This is a genomic window from Nocardiopsis oceani, from assembly GCF_054777395.1.
The window spans coordinates 78384-95255 of record NZ_BAAHAR010000003.1 but is presented as its reverse complement, the minus strand read 5'-3'; the positions used below and the strand labels follow the sequence as shown (position 1 = coordinate 95255).

Here is a 16872-nt window from a genome sequence, read left to right as displayed (position 1 = left end):
GGCATCCGGACGGTATTGTTCGCTGGGTGAAGGACAGGCGACTGATGATGGTGCACGCGCACCCGGACGACGAGAGTATCGTCACCGGGGCGACGCTGGCGAAGTACGCGGCCGAGGGGGCCGGAGTCACCCTGGTGACCTGCACGCTGGGTGAGGAGGGCGAGGTCATCCCCGCCGAGCTCGCGCAGCTGACCTCCGACCGCGAAGATGCCCTGGGCGAGTACCGGAGCGGGGAGCTGGGCAAGGCGTGCGTGGCCCTGGGCGTCCGGGACCACCGCTTCCTCGGCGGCCCCGGGCGCTACCGGGACTCGGGGATGATGGACGGCGCCACCAACGACCACCCCCGGGCCTTCTGGGCCGCCGATGCCGAGGAGGCCGCCCGACGCCTGGCCGAGATCATCCGCGAGGTCCGGCCCCACGTCCTCGTCAGCTACGACGAGCACGGCGGCTACGGCCACCCCGACCACATCCAGGCCCACCAAGTCACCCGCAGGGCCTGCGCCAAGGCCAACGAGCGGGCCATGCCCGGTACGCCCTGGCAGGTCGGCAAGCTCTACGCGATCGCCCAGCCGGTCTCGCGGATCGAGGCCTCCATCGCCCGGCTCAACGAGGAGGCGGGGCCCTTCACCCCGCCCCAGCAGGTGTCCGACATCGCCCGGGGTACCCCCGACGCCGTGGTCACCACCCGGATCGACGCCACCGACCACTGGGCGGCCAAGGCCCTGGCCATGCGCGCGCACGCCACCCAGATCACCGTGGACGGGGAGCGCTTCGCGCTGTCCAACGACATCGCGCAGGAGATCGACGCGGTGGAGCACTACACCCTGCTGTTGGGCCCGCCGCCCAAGGCCGGGGAGGACGGCTACGAGACCGACCTGTTCGCCGGTCTGTGACACCCGGACCGCTGAACCCTGATACCCGGCCCGCTCCGGAGCGCCTACCCTCGACTTCCGTGACCACTCCTGAAACGGCCCAAGAGCCGCGAAGCCGCCTCGCCCTGCTCTCGCCCGTGATGACCGGGCTCTCCTGCGTGATCCTGTTCTGCGGGGGCCTCGCCGTGGGGCTGGCCGCCAGCTTCGGGATGGGCTGGTTCGCCCATTTCTGGGGGCTGGGGCTGCCGGTACAGGCCGGGATCGCGGCGGGTGTGCTCGCGTTCCTGGTCCTGCTGTACGCGCTGTGCCGACTGGCCGGTTGGGGGAGCCGTCGGCAGTCCGGCGCCGCTGCCTTCGCGGTCGGCTTCCTTGTGTCCCTGCTCGGTCTGATCGGCTACCTGCCCGGCGGCAGCATCGTTTTCTCCGACGCCGTCATCAACTACGTCTTCCTCTTCGGTGCCATGGTCGCCCTCGGTGCCGCCGTGGTGCGCAGCGCCGCGTTCCCCCAGGTGCGCGGCCCCGTTTTCCCCACCTCGGTGGTACCGAGCACGGGAGGTCCCTCATCCGGGCCCAGCGGTACCGCAGGTCCCGGATGAGGGACACGGATCAGTTCCAGAACTGCAGCAGCAGCTTGCCGTGGAACATCATCCCGGGAACGGTCGGGTTCGGCAGGATCAGCTCGAACAGCGTGTAGATCAGTGTGTCGAAGAGGTCCCGCACCACGGGAAGCCACAGCACCGCGAACACACCGATCGAGAAGAACAGGCCGTTGACCTTGGCGAACGTCGTCCAGCGCGTGTCGCGGAACGCGGCCAGCACGTGGTAGCCGTCCAGGCCCGGGACCGGCAGCAGGTTGACCAGGGCGCTGGTGAGGTTGGCGAAGGCCAGGAACGCCATTGCGGAGATCGCCCAGTTCACGCTGTCCTGGCCCACCGGCACGAGCAGCGTCACGGTCAGTGCCAGCGCGGCCGAGACCAGCAGGCTGGCCAGCGGCCCGGCCAGCGCCACCATCACACGGCGGCCAGGGCTCGGAATGCGCTCCCAGTTCACGTACGTGGGCGGCCCGTTCAGGCCGAACCCGCCCAGCCCCAGGTACAGCACCGGTAGGACCAGGCCGCCGAAGGCCTCCCGGTAGGCGAACGGGTTGAAGCGCAGGTAACCACTGCCGCGCAGGGAACGGTCCCCGGCGAGATAGGCCGCCAGGGCGTGCGCGAATTCGTGCACGGCCACCGACACGATCCACCCGAGCAGGATGAGCAGCGGCGGGATGAGCGGGGTGACCGCCGTCTCGTCGGTGGCCCAGTCCAGCTCCACGGCACGCCAGGACAGCCATCCCGCGAACCAGGCCAGGCCTAGGAGCAGCACGAACACCGGGCTCGGCGCGAAGTCCGCCCAGCTGGAAGCCTTGGCCGGAGCGCTGTCGCCCGCGTCGTCGTCGTTCGCCTCGGGATCGGCCTCGCCGCTCCGTACGCCCTCCGCGGAGCTTTGGCCGGGGCTGTCCTCCGCGTCCTCGCCCGCGCCGTCTTCGGGCCCGTCGCTGTGCCGCTTCGAGCGCTCCGCGCCGACCCCCGCCGCGTTCAGTGCGTCGTCGGGCATCTGCTCCCACGGGTCGGCGGCGCGTACCTCGTCACCGGACTCCGCTTCGGTGTCGGGGCCGGGCACGTCGTCGGACTCCGCCTTCTGCGGCGGCTCGGGCGTGGGCATGATGCTCCTGCTGGTATGGGGTGGTTCGCGCTCCAGGTTAGGCCCTGCCCTGCACCCCTTCGCAGCGGGTGCCGCACCGCGGAGCGGTCCCGGTTGCGGCCCTTCCACGGGTCCGGTCGCCGCCTCGCCGAGGCCGGTGAACGGTCCTTCGGATGCGCGTGCCGGTGCACGCGCGATGTACGCCTAGACCACGGCGCGGGGCGCCACCGCGGACTTGTGCAGGCACGCCACCGCGAACCTCCGCCCGGGCGCGGTCAGCTCCCGGCGGCCGTCGCTGTCGTCCCCGGTGACCAGGCCGAGTGCTTCCAGCAGCCATCCCACCGCCATCACCATCGCGCGGACCTGGTCGGACGCGGCGTCCGCGGTGCGCCGGTGAGAGGCGGCGTGCCGACCGGCGGCCACCGGTGGTTCCACGGGGCGCCAGCCGGACTCGGTGAGCACCCGCTCGGCCGCCTCGGCGTCCGAGATCCCGCGCCGCGCGTGCGAACCCAGCCCCTGGGGTGAGCGGGCCAGCAGCATGCCCAGGAGGGTCTCCGCGGCCGCCTGTTCGATCCCGCCGGTCCGGCACAGGGTCTCCGTGGCCGCTTGCCACAGTGCCTCGGGGTTCTCCCGCAGCTGCTGGCCGCGGCGGGTGAGTTCGAGCCGACGGCCGGAGCGGCGCACCGCCCGCATCGTCCGCAGTACCTGGTGGAGCGAGATGAGCTGGGTGGCGTCGGTCTCGCTGCGCGGCGGTTCGGGGCAGGTGGACCAGCCGAAGTCCTCACACATCTGCCGGACCACGCCGGGCGAGATGTAGCCGATCTGGGTGAGGGTGATGCCGTCGGCGGCCAGGTCCAGCAGGCGCTGCAGCGGTGCCATGGCGGAGACGGCGGTGCGAGGCACGTCCGCCCCGGCGATGATCTGTCCCACCAGCGGCCACAGGCGCTGCCGGTGCGGGTGGGCCGTGGAGGACATCCAGGCCCGCACCCGTTCCTCGCGGACACGGTCCAGATGGCTGAGGCCGCGGTGGTCCGGCTGGGTGAGGAAGGACCGGGCGAACCGCTCCTGGGCGGGACGCCACCCGCGCTTGCCGGGCCGGATGTCGCCGAGGGAGATCGCCAGCTCGAGGGCGGCGGCGGTCTCTCTTCGGGCGTGCAGTTCGACGTCGCCGACGGCGGTGCCCCAGGTGAGTTCGGGCAGGTCAGGCGGTTCCACCCCGGACTCCCACATGAGCCGTTCGTACATGGCCAGGGCGGCCGTGTGATCCTTGTCATAGAGGGCGAGCAGGGTGGCGGTCTCGTTGGCGGAGCACACCTGCGCGTAGCGGTAGAGCTGGAGGAGCTGGAAGAGGTGGCCGAGCGAGCGGACCGCGAAGAGCCGGTCCTCGGAGGAGTTCTGGAAGCGCATGGGGAGCTCGTACCAGCAGAAGCGCTGTATGGCGTGTTGGTTGAGCCGTTGGATCTCCTGCTCGGGGGCGAGCGTGTCCAGGGCCAGACGCGCCATGTCGGCGGCCCGCTCGTCCCGCCGGGCCAGTTCGGCGAGGGCGGACGCGACTGCCTCCCGCATAATGGGCGCCACCTCCCCGCGTACCTCGTGCCCGTCCGCCTGTTGAGACGGCCGGGCGCGGTGCTTCGTTGTCTGCCCGAGGGCACGGTTGGGGGAACGTGCCGGGGCTGAGCCTCTCCTACCCCGGAAAAGGCGAAGAATGCCTGCTTGCGGGCGCCGATAGGCGCCCTCCACGACCCGCTGTGCGGGCCGTGCTCGGTCAACTGCGGGGGCCCCTGCCACGCCGACGAGGGGGAACGGGGGGGACGACACGGCTGGCGACGATGTCGGCTTCGGCGACCTCCACTGTGGAGTTGTCCCTACGACGTAGGCTGAGTACACCGTCGGCCCAGGACTCCACCACACCGATGATATCGGTGAAGGCGCCTTCGGGGAGGGAGATTCGTACGGTGACCCGCTTGCCGAGGTCCTCTGGGACGATCCTGTGGACCAGCTGTCCGCGCAAGTGCATAATTCCCGCCCCCGAGTGTGCGATGGGTGTTCTCCGACGCCATACTAGGAGTACGACATCTGTGCCAATTGCTTGAAGAGCCGGGAACACGGACGACGCCCGCACGTCGGACCGGTGGCCCGGGAGCTCTGAAGGTCCCCGCCTCCCCCGGGTAAGCGGGGGTGAGACAAGGAGTACGACGTGACCTACGTCATCGCGCAACCCTGTGTTGATGTGCTGGACAAGGGATGCATTGACGAGTGCCCCGTGGACTGCATCTACGAGGGCGACCGCATGCTCTATATCCACCCGGACGAGTGCGTTGACTGTGGTGCGTGTGAGCCGGTTTGCCCCGTCGAGGCCATCTACTACGAGGACGACCTGCCCGAGCAGTGGTCCGACTTCTACAAGGCCAATGTCGACTTCTTCGACGACATCGGCTCGCCCGGCGGCGCCTCCAAGGTCGGCAAGATCGACCGGGACCACCCGATCGTCGCCAAGCTGCCTCCGCAGGCCGAGTAGCGGCGGCCCGCCTCCGCATCCCCTTGGCGCAGAGTATGCGTGGGTGTGAGGCCAGCCAGAGTGTGAGTGTCGCGTCGACCTCCGAGCAGGGGTCGGCGCGACGCTGTTGTGTGCGGGTCCGCGCGGATCCCCGTAGAGGTAGCGACCAGGGTAGAGGTGGCGAAGAGGATGGAGAGTGCACCGATGGGTGAACGGCGACCGGTGACGGACCGGCTTCCGACCTTCCCATGGGACCGGCTGACTCCGTACAAGAAGACGGCCGCGGCCCACCCCGACGGCATCGTCGACCTGTCCGTCGGCACACCCGTCGACCCGGTGCCCGCCAACCTCAGGAAGGCTCTCGCGGACGCGGCGGACTCACCCGGCTACCCGCTCACCTGGGGCACGCCCGAACTACGTGCCTCGATTCAGGGCTGGCTGGAGCGCCGCCACGGCGTCCGTGTCGCCGACGGTGCTGTGCTGCCCACCATGGGGTCCAAGGAGCTGGTGGCCTGGCTGCCGACCCTGCTGGGCCTGGGCGCGGGAGACACCGTCGTCCACCCCGAACTCGCCTACCCGACCTACGACGTGGGCGTGCGGATCGCCGGGGCCACCCCGGTCGCCTCCGACGGCCTCACCTCCCTCGGCCCGGCCGACGTGAAGCTGGTGTGGGTGAACTCGCCCGGCAACCCGACCGGCCGCGTCCTCGGCGTGGACCACCTGCGCAAGGTCGTGGACTGGGCCCGTGAACGCGGCGCGATCGTCGCCTCCGACGAGTGCTACCTGGACCTCGGCTGGGACGGTACGGAACCGGTCTCGATCCTGCACCCGGACGTGTGCGGCGGCTCGCACGACAACCTGCTCGCCGTGCACTCGCTCTCCAAGCGCTCCAACCTCGCCGGATACCGGGCCGCCTTCGTCGCGGGTGACCCGGGCCTGGTCTCCGAACTCCTGGCGGTGCGCAAGCACGCGGGGATGATCGTGCCCGCACCCGTCCAAGCGGCTATGAAGGCCGCCCTGGACGACGACGGGCACGCCGCGGAGCAGAAGGAGCGGTACCGGGTGCGCCGCAGCAAGCTCCGGGCCGCCTTCGAGGGTGCCGGGTGGACCATCGAGCACTCCGACGCGGGCCTGTACCTGTGGGCCAGCCACCCGGACCACGATTCCTGGGGCGCGGTGGGAACCCTCGCCGACCGCGGCATCCTGGTCGCTCCGGGTGCCTTCTACGGTCCCACCGGGGGTCGGCACGTCCGAGTGGCCTTCACCGCCACCGACGACCGGGTGGACACCGCGGCTAAGCGCCTCGCCGAGTAGCCGCTCAACCGTTGCTGATGTCTTAAGCGAACATCAGCATCCCGTGCATTTCTGTACGAAAGGTCCGTGACGGTGTCACCACAACCGGGGTTGGGTGTCCTGACGACGGTGTCCCGTTTCTTTCCGCCTGTGCGGTCTTGCGCCACCAGCCCGCCCCGCACCCGCCGAACGGCGGGTGCGGGTGGTGCGGGTCTTACGGTCGGCTCCACGGGCCTTCAGAGCCCTCGCTCCCCGGTCTCCGGCCACTCCGGTACCGGTACTGCCCACCTGCGCCGCCAGGGCGGCGAGGTTGCGTGCTGCGTTCACATCCCGGTCCAACACCAGGGGACATGCGTCGCAGTCGAACACCCGGACGTGCAGCGGCAACTTGGCTTTCGTCGCCCCGCACCCCGAGCAGGTCCTACTACTGGCAAACCACCGGTCGGCCACCACCAAGCGCCCGCCATTCCAGGTGGTCTTGTAGTCCAGTTGGCGGCGGATCTGACCGAACCCCGCATCCCGGATGCGGCGGGCCAGACGCCGGTTCTTGACCATCCCGGCCACGTTCAGGTCTTCGATGACCACCGTGCCGTACTCGCCCGCCAGCGCAGTGGTCAGGTGGTGCAGCGCGTCGGTGCGCAGGTTCGCCACCCGGTGGTGCACCTTGTTTCGGGCCCGGTCGGCCTGGACCCACCGCTTGGAAGGAGGGCGCCCGGTGCGCCGGTCCGGACCCTGGCGCCGCGACACCCTGCGCGAGGCCCGGCGCAGGTCGGTCAGTGCCCCCTCCAGGTGGCGGGGGTTGGCCACCTGCCACACCCCACCGTCGCAGTCGGCGACCACCGCCAAAGACTTCACTCCCAGGTCCACCCCGGCCACCCCCTCCGGGCGGGCCGGGACACGGGGAGCGCGTTCGATCTCGACCTGGAAGGACACCTGCCACCGCCCCCGCCGGTGCGACACCGTGGCCGACAGGATCCGCGCGGTCCCATTCGCCAGGCGGCGGTGGAGTTTGCGGGTGGACTCATGGGTACGCACCCGCCCCACCACCGGCAACGTGACATGACGCCGGGTGTCCTCACACCGGATTACCCCGGTGGTGAACCGGCACGACAGCGGGCCCGGTGCTTGGACTTGGGCCGCGGCACCCCCACCCTCGGACCCTTGCGATCGCCGCGCTTGGCGGCGGCATAGGCATCGAAGCCGGCCGCCGCGTTCGCCAGGCCGGTGTTGTAGGCCTCCTTGGAGTTGTCCGCCCACCAGGAAGCGAACCGGGGATCATCCCTCTTTGCGGCGTTGAACGCCCGCCGCAGGGCGGGCAGCGACCAGGACCGCCACGGGGTGCGCTCAGACTCAGCAACCCCATAGGAGGCCTCGGCATTGCGTTGGTCCCAGGTGGCCAGGACGTGGTTGCGGGCCCAGTTGAAGGCCGTCCGGGCCCCGCCGCAGTGCGAGCGCAACCGCTGCTCGGTCTCGGCCCCCGGGTCCAGAGCGAAGACGTAGGCCTGGACCACGTGCCCGGGGCGGGGCTGAAACCCCCGCTTCTTCTTCGGCTTCTTCTTGTTCTTGCCTTCTGCTTGTTGCTCGTCCTGCTGTAGGGCGGTCTCGGCCACGGGTCTCACCCCCTTTCCCGGTGTCTCGTTCGCACGTTCGAGAAAGACGTTAGCGGAGCGGGTGGGCCGGTGTGGGGGAATCGGCGAACTCCCCCTGGTTCTTTTCCCAAGGGGAATCGATCCGCATGTTTAGCTGTGCGCTGGTGGCCTGCGGCCGTCGTGATCTTTGTTGACGGGAGTGGATGGTTGCTGGGGGAACCCCGAACAGCTCACAACCCCGGGGAACGTAGCCGCTCAACGCCGGGGGAGTAGGGCACGCTGGACCTCGGGCCACTCCACGTGGTCCAGGTCGCCCCAGGGGAGGCCGGAGAGGTCCTCGAGGACCGCTCTCAGCGTCGCCAGGCCGTCATCGTCGACTACCTGATTCCCGCCGTCCCGGTGGTCCAGCACCAGTGCGGTCACGTACGTCCGCAGTGGGGACAGGCCCTCGTGCGCCGCCCTTCTCGCCTGGGCGTGCCACCGGGCGTCGTGGGGGAGCCAGCAGGCGATGACTTCGGTGGGCTCGGACACGGGGGTCACTCGTACCGGGGTTTTCCGCAGTTCTTGCACTTCTGTTCCACGCCACCGTTCCACGTGTTCCAGTAGGGGCTGTGCATGTGCACCTCCGAGGAGTTCCTAGCACGGTATCGCGGTCAAGAATCCTCTGTGACGTGCACTGACCCACGCACTGACCCACGGGCGAGGGCCACGGTTCCAAGGCAGGGGGCGGGCCGCCCGGTGCGCTCCGGCGGCGCCCCACCGCTCATGCGGGACCACGCGCTAACGCAGCACCACGCGTCCCCCCGTGTCGTCGTCCACCTCGGACCACGCCTCAGCGCCGTCCAGCCCGTTGGAGGCCTGCCACTGCTGGCCGTCGTAGGTCACCGACGTCAGCCCGTACTCCTCGGCGTGCACCACGGACCACAGGGCCATCGCCCACCCCAGGTCACCGGTCTGCGGGGGGTCGTCCGTGGGCAGGGTGGCCGGATCGGTGCCGAACACCCTGGTCAGCTCGTCCAAGGCACCCGCGGTGTCGGCGTCGCTGGCCTGGAATTCAGTCACATCGTCCGATGCGAACCAGCAGGTGACCGCCGGTCCCTTCCGGCCGCTGAGGGTCTCGGCCATCCTGGCGGACAGGTCCTCGTGCTGGTCGTAGGCGAATCCGTGGGCACTGCGCTGGACCCGCTGGGCGGCCTCGTAGACCGGGAGCTCCTCCCAGCCGCTCACCTCGGCGAGTTCGTCGTAGAACGCCCTGCTGGAGAGCACCGGGTCCAGGATCTCCTCCGGTTCCCCCCACTCCTGGGACGGACGCTGTTGGAAGAGGCCCAACGAGTCCCGGTCGCCGTGCTGCACGTTGTAGAAGGTCGACTCCTGCCACACCGTCGCGTAGGCCACCGTCACCGCTTCTTCGGGCATGTTGCGGCTGAACGCCACGCCGCCCACGGTCGCCGCGTTCACCGCTTGGCTGACCTCCATGTCGTAGCGGCCGTCCGACAGGCTCAGGCGGCAGCCCGGTTCGGGCTCGTCCCTGGTGTCGAGCGGCTCGAACGTGGTGATCACGTAGTACCCCCCGGCGACGAACAGGCCGCACATGAAGGTCAGGGCGAGGAGGATTTTGGCGAACGCGGAGAACTTCCTGCGCTTAGTGGGCACGGGCGAACCAAGGGTCGACGACAGATGGGGCACACGGGTTCCCGTCCTCGAACCGGCGTCCGCGAGACCGTGCACCGGGCGCGCCGGGGCGGGCGGAGTAGCCGTCCCTGGCGGGCCTCGGGCGAATTGTAGTCGGCCCGCGGCGCCATCACAGGGGGGTGCGCCGCGGCTCGGCGAAGGAGTGGCGAAACGCTCAGAACGGCGCGGGCGGGGCGCATGCCCGGCACCCCCGGGAAGCGACTAACGTTGGTGTACATGACCAGCTCGTACAAGAGTCCGCTGCCCGACCAGATCGATGAACTCTGGGAGCAGCGCTCCGAACTCACCCCCGGCCATACCGAAGCGCGCGCGATCATCACCGGCGCCATCGACCAGATCGACGAGGGTAAGGCCCGTGTGGCCTTCGTCGACCCCGACACCAACGACGTGGTCGTCGACGAGCGCGCCAAGCGCTCCATCCTCCTCGGCTTCAAGGTCCTGGACATGCAGGAGTCGACGGTAGGGGACTTCTACTACCACGACCGCATGCCGCTGAAGACCCGCTTCGACGGTGTCCGCGTCGTCGCCGGCGCGATCGCCCGCTGGGGCTCCTACCTCGCACCGGGCGTCGTCCTCATGCCTTCCTTCACCAACATCGGCGCCTACGTCGGTTCCGGCACGATGGTCGACACCTGGGCCACCGTCGGTTCCTGCGCCCAGGTCGGCGAGAAGGTCCACCTGTCCGGCGGCGTCGGCGTCGGCGGCGTGCTCGAGCCGCCGCAGGCCTCCCCGGTCATCATCGAGGACGAGGCCTTCCTCGGTTCGCGCAGCATGGTGGTCGAGGGCGCCCGCGTGCGCAAGGGCGCCAAGCTCGGCGCGGGCACCATCCTCACCTCGTCCACGCGCGTCTTCGACGCCGAGACCGGCGAGGAACTGCCCCGCGGCGAGGCCCCGGCCTGGTCGGTGTGTGTCACCGCCAACCGCAACAAGAGCTTCCCCGGCGGCGAATTCGGCATGCCCGTCCTGCTGGTGCTCAAGCGCCTCGAAGAGGGCCAGGAGCACGACAAGCTCGCCCTGAACGACCTGCTCCGCGAGCACGGCGTCAACGCATAGCAGCGGACGGCCCCGCGTTCGGGACCGTTCGGTTAGGGGCGCCCTTCCCACCGTGGGAGGGTGCCCCGCCTTCTGTTCTAAGGTGGCCACGTGTCGTGCGCACACCGAACGCGGCGGTGCGCCCGCACACCCCCACGCCAACGCACACCTCACCGAAACGGGGCGACAACATGCTGGACCTGACCTCGGACGTAGCGGACCTGACCGCTGCCCTCGTGGACACACGTTCCGAGAGCGGTGACGAGAAGGCCCTCGCCGACGCGGTCGAGAGCGCCCTGTCGGCCCTGCCCCACCTCACTGTCGCCCGGGACGGCGACGCCGTCGTCGCCCGCACCGACCTCGGTCGTGACCGGCGGGTCGTGATCGCCGGTCACCTCGACACCGTGCCGATCGTCGAGAACGTGCCCTCCCGTGTGGACGGAGACCTCCTCTACGGCTGCGGCACCTCGGACATGAAGGCCGGGGTGGCGGTCCAGCTCAAACTGGCCGCACTGGTCACCGAACCGGTCCACGACGTCACCTACGTCTTCTACGACAACGAGGAGGTCGACGCCTCGCGCAACGGCCTCCGCCGCATGGCGCGCAACCACCCCGAATGGCTCGCCGGCGACTTCGCGATCCTCATGGAGCCCACCGACGGGGTGATCGAGGGCGGCTGCCAGGGCACCATGCGCGTGGACGTGAAGGCCTCCGGAAAGCGCGCGCACAGTGCGCGTTCCTGGCGGGGGGAGAACGCCATCCACAAGGCGGGCGCGGTCCTGGACGTCCTGCGCGCCTACACGCCCAGGCAGCCGGAGGTGGAAGGGCTCACCTTCCACGAGGGCCTCAACGCGGTGTCCGTCGAGGGCGGTGTGGCCGGGAACGTCATCCCGGACGAGTGCGTGGTCCGGGTGAACTACCGGTACGCACCCGACCATTCGCCCGCCGAGGCCGAGGCGCACCTGCGCGAGCTCTTCGCGGGGTTCGAGGTCACGGTGACCGACTCCGCCGCCCCGGCCCGCCCCGGCCTCGACGACCCGTCGGCCGCCGCCTTCGTCACCGCCGTGGGTGAGGGGGAGGCCCGTGCCAAGCTCGGCTGGACCGACGTCTCGCGCTTCTCCGAGCTGGGGGTGCCCGCGGTCAACTACGGCCCCGGCGATCCGATGCTCGCGCACACCCGTGACGAGTACGCCAAGATCCCGCAGATCCGTGAGGCGGAGGAGCGTATGGTCGCCTGGCTCACCGGCCGGCGCTGACCAGCGCCGACCAGACCGGGAGCAGTGCTGGCCCCAGTGAACCCGCAACGGCCGCTACCGGCCACCGGCGCGTCACGCGTGGTTAAGGTGCGGGGTTGCCCTGGACGGATAGCTTTACGGGCATGACGGAAGACGAGAACGTGAGGAGCGCCGGGCCACTCACCTACCGTGGCCGCGCGATCCCCGACACCACCACCGACCAGCGACTCCTCGACCGGCGGGGGCCCTCCGACTGGGTGCACACCGACCCTTGGCGGGTACTCCGGATCCAGTCGGAGTTCGTGGAGGGCTTCGGGCTGCTGTCCGAACTCCCCTCCGCGGTCAGTGTCTTCGGCTCGGCGCGGATCAAGCCCGGGACCGAGTACTACGACCTGGGCGTCACGGTCGGGGCCAAGCTCGCCGAGGCCGGGTACGCCACCATCACGGGTGGCGGTCCCGGCATGATGGAGGCGGCCAACAAGGGTGCCCAGCAGGCGTCCGGCATGTCGGTCGGGCTCGGGATCGAGCTGCCGTTCGAGCAGTCGCTCAACTCCTACATCGACATGGGGATGACCTTCCGGTACTTCTTCGTCCGCAAGACGATGTTCGTGAAGTACTCGCAGGCGTTCGTCGTGCTGCCCGGCGGCCTCGGGACGCTGGACGAACTGTTCGAGGCGATCACCTTGGTTCAGACCAAGAAGATCACCCGCTTCCCCGTGGTGCTGGTGGGCACCGAGTTCTGGGCCGGCCTACGGGACTGGGTGGAGGCCAGCCTGCTCAAGCACGGCCTGATCGCTGAGAAGGACATGGAGCTCCTCCACGTCACCGACGACCCCGACGAAGCCGTGCGCATCATCCAGCGGGCGCACCTGCACATCGAGAACAAGTTCGAGCGCAACCAGCCCGGACCCTCCAGCTGAGCCACCGGCCGGACGCGGGGCCGCCCCGGTCAGGCGAGACCCCTGCGGACGGCCGCGGGCGGGCGTTCACCGCGCACCGAAGCGACCATGTCCAGCGCCCGCCGGACCCGTTCCGGGTGCTCGGTGACGAACACCCGGGCGCCGGCCCAGGCGTACACCGTCGCGAGGGAGACCTCCTCGGCCGCTGCCACCGGCACGGCGCCCACGATTCCGGGGGGTGCCGGGGGCAGGTCCTTGCGCGGACCCTGCCCTTCCGCGCGGCCGCAGCGGACCAGGACGGTGCTTCCCGCCGAGGCGAGGTCCGCCACCCGCGCGGCGGGCGGCCGGTTCCCGGTGTCCACTGCTTCGGAGAAGAGTTCGGCGTCCCCGGCCTCCGGCAGGAAGGGCTCGGCGGAGGCCGAGAGGGCGTCGGGGGTCAGGACCAGGAAGCGCGGTTTCGACACCCGTCGAGTCTCCCACGCTTGGACACTCCCAGGGGCTGGGGACGTGTGGCACGATCGATGCCGTGCCTACCTTCATCATGATCCTGGTTGCGGCGGCCGCGCTCGCCGTGCTCGTCGGCGTGGTCTACGTCGTGCTCGGCAAGGGCGGGCAGCTCGCCCGGTTCGAGGCCGACCACCCGCCGCTGAACCTGCCCGAGGGGCGGCCCGTGGGCTCGCGGGATCTGAGCGATCTGCTGATTCCCCTGGCCATGTGGGGCTACCACGTGCGGGCGGTCGACGCGCTGCTGATCCGGCTCACCGCCACCCTGCGCGAGCGCGAGGAGAGGATCGAGGACCTGGAATGGCGTCTGGCCCGCATGGACCCGTCCTACGTTCCCCGGGGCACCGGTCCCCAGCCCGGCTCGTACCTGCCGGGTGACGACGAGGGAACCCCCGCAGAGGCATACGCGCCAGAGGAGGGTGCCGAGGCGACATCTCTCACCGGTAACGGCGTCGGCGCGGGTACCGGGGCCGACGAACCCTCCCCGCGGGGCAATGACGCCACGGTCGGTGGAAGCGGGCGTGATGACCAGGCCTAACGCCTGTTCCCCGGCATGCTTCGGGGCGACCCTGCCTCCTTCGGTACGCGGGTGAAAGCCCGAACAAGCCGTCGGTCCTATGCCGTGCATCACATCCGAACTGTCGTGCTTGGTCCGATGTGAAGCGTCCGGGTGCTCTATTCTCAGTCGCTGTACATGCGTACCCCCACTCCTCCGGAGCGGGGGACCGTCGGTGAGGATGGCGAGGATGGACACAGCAGCCGAACTCAGGTCCGGTGCCGAGGACGGCCCCGGGGACTCCTCCACCCCGGTGCGCCAGATGTCCTTGTGGCCGCCGCCCCGTTCGACGCGGCACAGTGGCAAGCGCCGCCGTCAGATCACCAAGGTGCTCGTGATCGCCTCGGTGCTCCTGCTGGTCGGCGGTGGTGCCGCCGCGGCCTGGACCTACCTGGACGGCTCCGGCGACGACCCGGTCACCGTCACGTCCGACCCCGGCGAGTTCGAGGGCGATTGGTCGGGACAGATGGAGCAGGTCAACACCGAGGGAGACCCCGTCGCCGCGTGGGACGCGCAGGTGCGGATCGAAGAGGGAGCCGAGCGCGGCAGCACCGCGTGGACCACGTTCTCGTGCTCCGGAACGCTGGAACTGTCCGCGCGCGACGGTGACCGGCTGGTGTACGCCTACACGGAGACCTCCGACCCCGAGGACCGCTGTGTCGACGAGTCCGAGCTGACCCTGTGGCCCGCTTCGGACGGCCAGGGGCTCAACGCGGAGTGGTCCTCCGTCACCGGGGAGGGAACCCGCATGGTTTCCACCGGAACCCTGGACTGAATCCGAGGCGGGCCGAAAGCCCCGGATCGTATCCCCTGAATCCCGGGCGGGAGCTCCGGAACGGGGCGAATTCTCCTCAGGGGATCCCTTGGGCGCACCGCGGGTGACTTCCTGGTTTGTTCCCCGGACGGGTGGTAGAGGTCCGTTGGGGCCCTCTTGCCTCGCGCGGGTTTCGGTCAGGACCGATATAACCTTACTGACCGACGATTCCTCGTTGGTAGGCACTCACGGAGGCGGCCCGGCTGTCGCCTGGCGCACACGCAGGGGTCAACCTCCGAGATAATGGTCGAAGAGTGATTCGCGTCCCTTGAGTCCCACGGGCACGAGTCACGCGGAAGCCGGCCTGAGGCTCCGGAGCCGAGACGCCCCGCGGATCGGCGCCGGTGCTGTGGGTCGGCCCCCGTCACCCGCGAGGAACACCTAGAAAGGGGAATGGCATGGCGGCGATGAAGCCGAGGACCAGCGATGGGCCGATGGAGGTCACCAAGGAGGGTCGCGGCATCATCATGCGGGTCCCGCTCGAGGGCGGCGGCCGTCTGGTCGTGGAGCTCACGCCCGACGAGGCGACCGAACTGCGGGACGCACTGCGGGGCGTCGTCGGATAGCTCAGCGGATCCCCGTTAGCTCGGTGAACACCCGATCCCCCACCTGGGCCGGAAACCCCTGACGACCCCCGAGGTTGCACACCTCCAGAACGAGTGAACGATTGTGAGCGGCCTGTGCCATTCGCCACGGAGATCCACCCCGTACCGGGGACCCTCGCCGAAACCACCGCGGACCTGCAGGTCCTGCCCGTGTTCGCGGGAGAGGAAGGTCCGGAGCCGGCCGACGGGGTCACGGACAGGGGACTGACACAGGTCCTTCCGTCACCGCTCTCGGATCTGTTCGCGCACTATGCGCTCACCGGCAAGCCCGGTGAGCTCTCCCAGTTCCCGGTGTCCCGGGACGGGGGCCTGGTCCGCCTGGCCCTTCTCGGGGTCGGCTCGGGTAGCCCCGACGACCTCCGAAAGGCGGGCGCCGCCCTCTCCCGGGCCGCACGGGGCAAGGAGCACGTCGCCCTCGCCTGGCCGGGCGGCGGCGGGGAGGCCGCTACGGCCTTCGCCGAGGGCGCGCTCCTCGCCTCCTACACCTTCACGCTCAAGACCGCCGAAACCCCCAAGGGGCAGCGCCCCGCGGCCGTCATCGACGTCGTAGGAGACACCGCGGAGCTCGCCGCCGCGCTCACTCTCGGCTCCGACCTGGCCGGGGCCACCGCTCTGGCCCGGGACTTGATCAACACCCCCTCGTTGACCAAGAACCCCGAGTGGATGGCCACGCGGGCCGACGAGGTAGCCGAGAGCGCCAAGCTCGCGCTGCGTGTCTGGGACGAGAACGACCTGGCGGAGCAGGGCTTCGGCGCCATCCTCGGTGTCGGCCAGGGCTCGTCGCGTCCGCCCCGCTTGGTCCAGCTGTCGTACACCCCGGAGAATCCCACCGGGCACGTGGTGCTGGTCGGTAAGGGCATCACCTTCGACACCGGCGGGCTTTCGCTCAAGCCCAACGACAACATGTCGCTGATGAAGACCGACATGAGCGGCTCGGCGATCGTGCTGGCCGTGCTCTCCGCGCTGGCCTCCGTGGGTGCCGGCGTCCGTGTCACGGGCCTGCTCGCTCTGGCGGAGAACGCCTTCGCGGGGGACTCCACCCGGATCGGCGACGTGCTCACCACGTACACGGGCAAGACCGTGGAGGTACTCAACTCCGACGCCGAGGGGCGCCTGGTCCTGGCCGACGCCATGGGCTACGCGAGCACCGAGCTCGCGCCGGACGTCCTGGTCGACGTCGCCACGCTCACCGGCGCCGCCAAAGTGGCGCTGGGCACCGGGGTCGGCGCGCTCTACAGCAACGACGACGCGCTCTCCAAGGACTTGGAAGCCGCGGGCCGTGACTCCGGTGAACCGCTGTGGCGGATGCCGCTCACCGAGGAGTACGCGCCCACCACCGAGTCCCGCGTGGCGGACCTCGCCAACATCGGTACCCGGGGCGGCGACTTCGGCCCCGCCGGTGCCACCGACGCGGCACTCTTCCTCCGCGAGTTCACCGGCGGCCTGCCTTGGGCCCACCTCGACATCGCGGGCCCCGGCCGCTCCATGCAGGAGAGCGGGGTGCTGAGCAAGGGCGGCACGGCCTTCGCCACCCGTACCCTGCTGCGCTGGCTCGCTGACAGGTAGCTGAGAGGGAGCGGTGCAGAAGGCCCCGAGCGAGG

General features: G+C 70.1%; 19 protein-coding genes. 11 read left to right on the top strand and 8 right to left on the bottom strand.

Features of this window, described 5'->3' with window-relative positions:
* The first annotated feature begins 26 nt into the window (after positions 1 to 26).
* Entirely contained in the window at positions 27 to 893 is an 867-nt protein-coding gene (mshB, locus tag ACYVDG_RS02425; RefSeq protein ID WP_460746458.1) for an N-acetyl-1-D-myo-inositol-2-amino-2-deoxy-alpha-D-glucopyranoside deacetylase, read from the top strand.
* 59 nt (positions 894 to 952) lie between these two features.
* On the top strand, positions 953 to 1468 hold the full coding sequence (locus ACYVDG_RS02420; RefSeq protein WP_460746454.1) for a hypothetical protein: 516 nt from the start codon (positions 953 to 955) through the stop codon (positions 1466 to 1468).
* A gap of 10 nt (positions 1469 to 1478) precedes the next feature.
* Here the strand turns inward: ACYVDG_RS02420 and ACYVDG_RS02415 are convergent, their stop codons facing one another.
* The 3 genes from ACYVDG_RS02415 to ACYVDG_RS02405 form a co-directional block, all read right to left on the bottom strand.
* A complete protein-coding gene (locus tag ACYVDG_RS02415) occupies positions 1479 to 2576 on the bottom strand; it encodes a site-2 protease family protein (RefSeq protein ID WP_460746450.1) in 1098 nt (365 codons plus the stop codon).
* Positions 2577 to 2759: 183 nt separating this feature from the next.
* Positions 2760 to 4121 carry a hypothetical protein gene (locus ACYVDG_RS02410; RefSeq protein WP_460746445.1) on the bottom strand — a complete coding sequence of 454 codons (1362 nt, stop codon included), beginning with the start codon at positions 4119 to 4121 and terminating at the stop codon, positions 2760 to 2762.
* Between the two features lie 199 nt (positions 4122 to 4320).
* Positions 4321 to 4572 (bottom strand): putative acetyltransferase, encoded by a 252-nt coding sequence (locus tag ACYVDG_RS02405; RefSeq protein WP_460746444.1) that lies wholly within the window; start codon positions 4570 to 4572, stop codon positions 4321 to 4323.
* A gap of 180 nt (positions 4573 to 4752) precedes the next feature.
* On the opposite strand from ACYVDG_RS02405, the gene fdxA reads away from it, so the two are divergent.
* Both fdxA and dapC read left to right on the top strand, forming a co-directional pair.
* On the top strand, positions 4753 to 5073 hold the full coding sequence (gene fdxA / locus ACYVDG_RS02400; RefSeq protein ID WP_460746441.1) for a ferredoxin: 321 nt from the start codon (positions 4753 to 4755) through the stop codon (positions 5071 to 5073).
* Between the two features lie 183 nt (positions 5074 to 5256).
* Positions 5257 to 6366, top strand: coding sequence for a succinyldiaminopimelate transaminase (gene dapC / locus ACYVDG_RS02395; protein WP_460746439.1), 1110 nt, complete (start codon positions 5257 to 5259; stop codon positions 6364 to 6366).
* Positions 6367 to 6441: 75 nt separating this feature from the next.
* On the opposite strand, the gene tnpB is transcribed toward dapC, so the two are convergent.
* The 4 genes from tnpB to ACYVDG_RS02375 all read right to left on the bottom strand — a co-directional run bounded on the left by tnpB (position 6442) and on the right by ACYVDG_RS02375 (position 9587).
* Complete coding sequence (tnpB, locus tag ACYVDG_RS02390) at positions 6442 to 7431, bottom strand: IS607 family element RNA-guided endonuclease TnpB (protein WP_460746651.1); 990 nt, start codon at positions 7429 to 7431, stop codon at positions 6442 to 6444.
* Positions 7431 to 7955: a hypothetical protein gene (locus ACYVDG_RS02385; RefSeq protein ID WP_460746436.1), complete on the bottom strand. Its 525-nt coding sequence runs from the start codon at positions 7953 to 7955 to the stop codon at positions 7431 to 7433. Before ACYVDG_RS02385 ends, tnpB begins: the two co-directional genes overlap by 1 nt.
* A 234-nt stretch (positions 7956 to 8189) precedes the next feature.
* A complete protein-coding gene (locus ACYVDG_RS02380) occupies positions 8190 to 8465 on the bottom strand; it encodes a hypothetical protein (RefSeq protein ID WP_460746433.1) in 276 nt (91 codons plus the stop codon).
* A gap of 249 nt (positions 8466 to 8714) precedes the next feature.
* Positions 8715 to 9587, bottom strand: coding sequence for a hypothetical protein (locus ACYVDG_RS02375; RefSeq protein WP_460746431.1), 873 nt, complete (start codon positions 9585 to 9587; stop codon positions 8715 to 8717).
* A gap of 255 nt (positions 9588 to 9842) precedes the next feature.
* Here ACYVDG_RS02375 and ACYVDG_RS02370 point away from each other — a divergent pair, with 255 nt between their 5' ends.
* From ACYVDG_RS02370 to ACYVDG_RS02360, 3 genes are all read left to right on the top strand, one after another.
* Positions 9843 to 10679, top strand: a complete 837-nt coding sequence (locus ACYVDG_RS02370) for a 2,3,4,5-tetrahydropyridine-2,6-dicarboxylate N-succinyltransferase (RefSeq protein ID WP_460746427.1) — start codon at positions 9843 to 9845, stop codon at positions 10677 to 10679.
* A 170-nt stretch (positions 10680 to 10849) separates the two neighbouring features.
* Positions 10850 to 11914 (top strand): succinyl-diaminopimelate desuccinylase, encoded by a 1065-nt coding sequence (gene dapE, locus ACYVDG_RS02365; protein ID WP_460746650.1) that lies wholly within the window; start codon positions 10850 to 10852, stop codon positions 11912 to 11914.
* Between the two features lie 122 nt (positions 11915 to 12036).
* Positions 12037 to 12813, top strand: coding sequence for an LOG family protein (locus ACYVDG_RS02360; RefSeq protein WP_460746424.1), 777 nt, complete (start codon positions 12037 to 12039; stop codon positions 12811 to 12813).
* A gap of 29 nt (positions 12814 to 12842) precedes the next feature.
* On the opposite strand, the gene ACYVDG_RS02355 is transcribed toward ACYVDG_RS02360, so the two are convergent.
* Positions 12843 to 13256 (bottom strand): hypothetical protein, encoded by a 414-nt coding sequence (locus tag ACYVDG_RS02355; RefSeq protein ID WP_460746422.1) that lies wholly within the window; start codon positions 13254 to 13256, stop codon positions 12843 to 12845.
* Positions 13257 to 13318: 62 nt separating this feature from the next.
* On the opposite strand from ACYVDG_RS02355, the gene ACYVDG_RS02350 reads away from it, so the two are divergent.
* From ACYVDG_RS02350 to ACYVDG_RS02335, 4 genes are all read left to right on the top strand, one after another.
* Complete coding sequence (locus ACYVDG_RS02350) at positions 13319 to 13834, top strand: hypothetical protein (RefSeq protein ID WP_460746419.1); 516 nt, start codon at positions 13319 to 13321, stop codon at positions 13832 to 13834.
* A gap of 208 nt (positions 13835 to 14042) precedes the next feature.
* Entirely contained in the window at positions 14043 to 14627 is a 585-nt protein-coding gene (locus ACYVDG_RS02345) for a hypothetical protein (RefSeq protein WP_460746416.1), read from the top strand.
* 437 nt (positions 14628 to 15064) lie between these two features.
* A complete protein-coding gene (locus ACYVDG_RS02340; RefSeq protein WP_017542172.1) occupies positions 15065 to 15232 on the top strand; it encodes a DUF3117 domain-containing protein in 168 nt (55 codons plus the stop codon).
* Between the two features lie 114 nt (positions 15233 to 15346).
* Positions 15347 to 16837, top strand: coding sequence for a leucyl aminopeptidase (locus ACYVDG_RS02335; protein ID WP_460746413.1), 1491 nt, complete (start codon positions 15347 to 15349; stop codon positions 16835 to 16837).
* The last annotated feature ends 35 nt before the right edge of the window (positions 16838 to 16872 follow it).

Bases quoted from the DNA above. Each gene is read 5' to 3' on its own strand.
- ACYVDG_RS02415 (WP_460746450.1), bottom strand. From the start codon at position 2,576: ATGCCCACGCCCGAGCCGCCGCAGAAGGCGGAGTCCGACGACGTGCCC.
- ACYVDG_RS02410 (WP_460746445.1), bottom strand. From the start codon at position 4,121: ATGCGGGAGGCAGTCGCGTCCGCCCTCGCCGAACTGGCCCGGCGGGAC.
- ACYVDG_RS02405 (WP_460746444.1), bottom strand. From the start codon at position 4,572: ATGCACTTGCGCGGACAGCTGGTCCACAGGATCGTCCCAGAGGACCTC.
- dapC (WP_460746439.1), top strand. From the start codon at position 5,257: ATGGGTGAACGGCGACCGGTGACGGACCGGCTTCCGACCTTCCCATGG.
- ACYVDG_RS02370 (WP_460746427.1), top strand. From the start codon at position 9,843: ATGACCAGCTCGTACAAGAGTCCGCTGCCCGACCAGATCGATGAACTC.
- dapE (WP_460746650.1), top strand. From the start codon at position 10,850: ATGCTGGACCTGACCTCGGACGTAGCGGACCTGACCGCTGCCCTCGTG.
- ACYVDG_RS02360 (WP_460746424.1), top strand. From the start codon at position 12,037: ATGACGGAAGACGAGAACGTGAGGAGCGCCGGGCCACTCACCTACCGT.
- ACYVDG_RS02345 (WP_460746416.1), top strand. From the start codon at position 14,043: ATGGACACAGCAGCCGAACTCAGGTCCGGTGCCGAGGACGGCCCCGGG.
- ACYVDG_RS02340 (WP_017542172.1), top strand. From the start codon at position 15,065: ATGGCGGCGATGAAGCCGAGGACCAGCGATGGGCCGATGGAGGTCACC.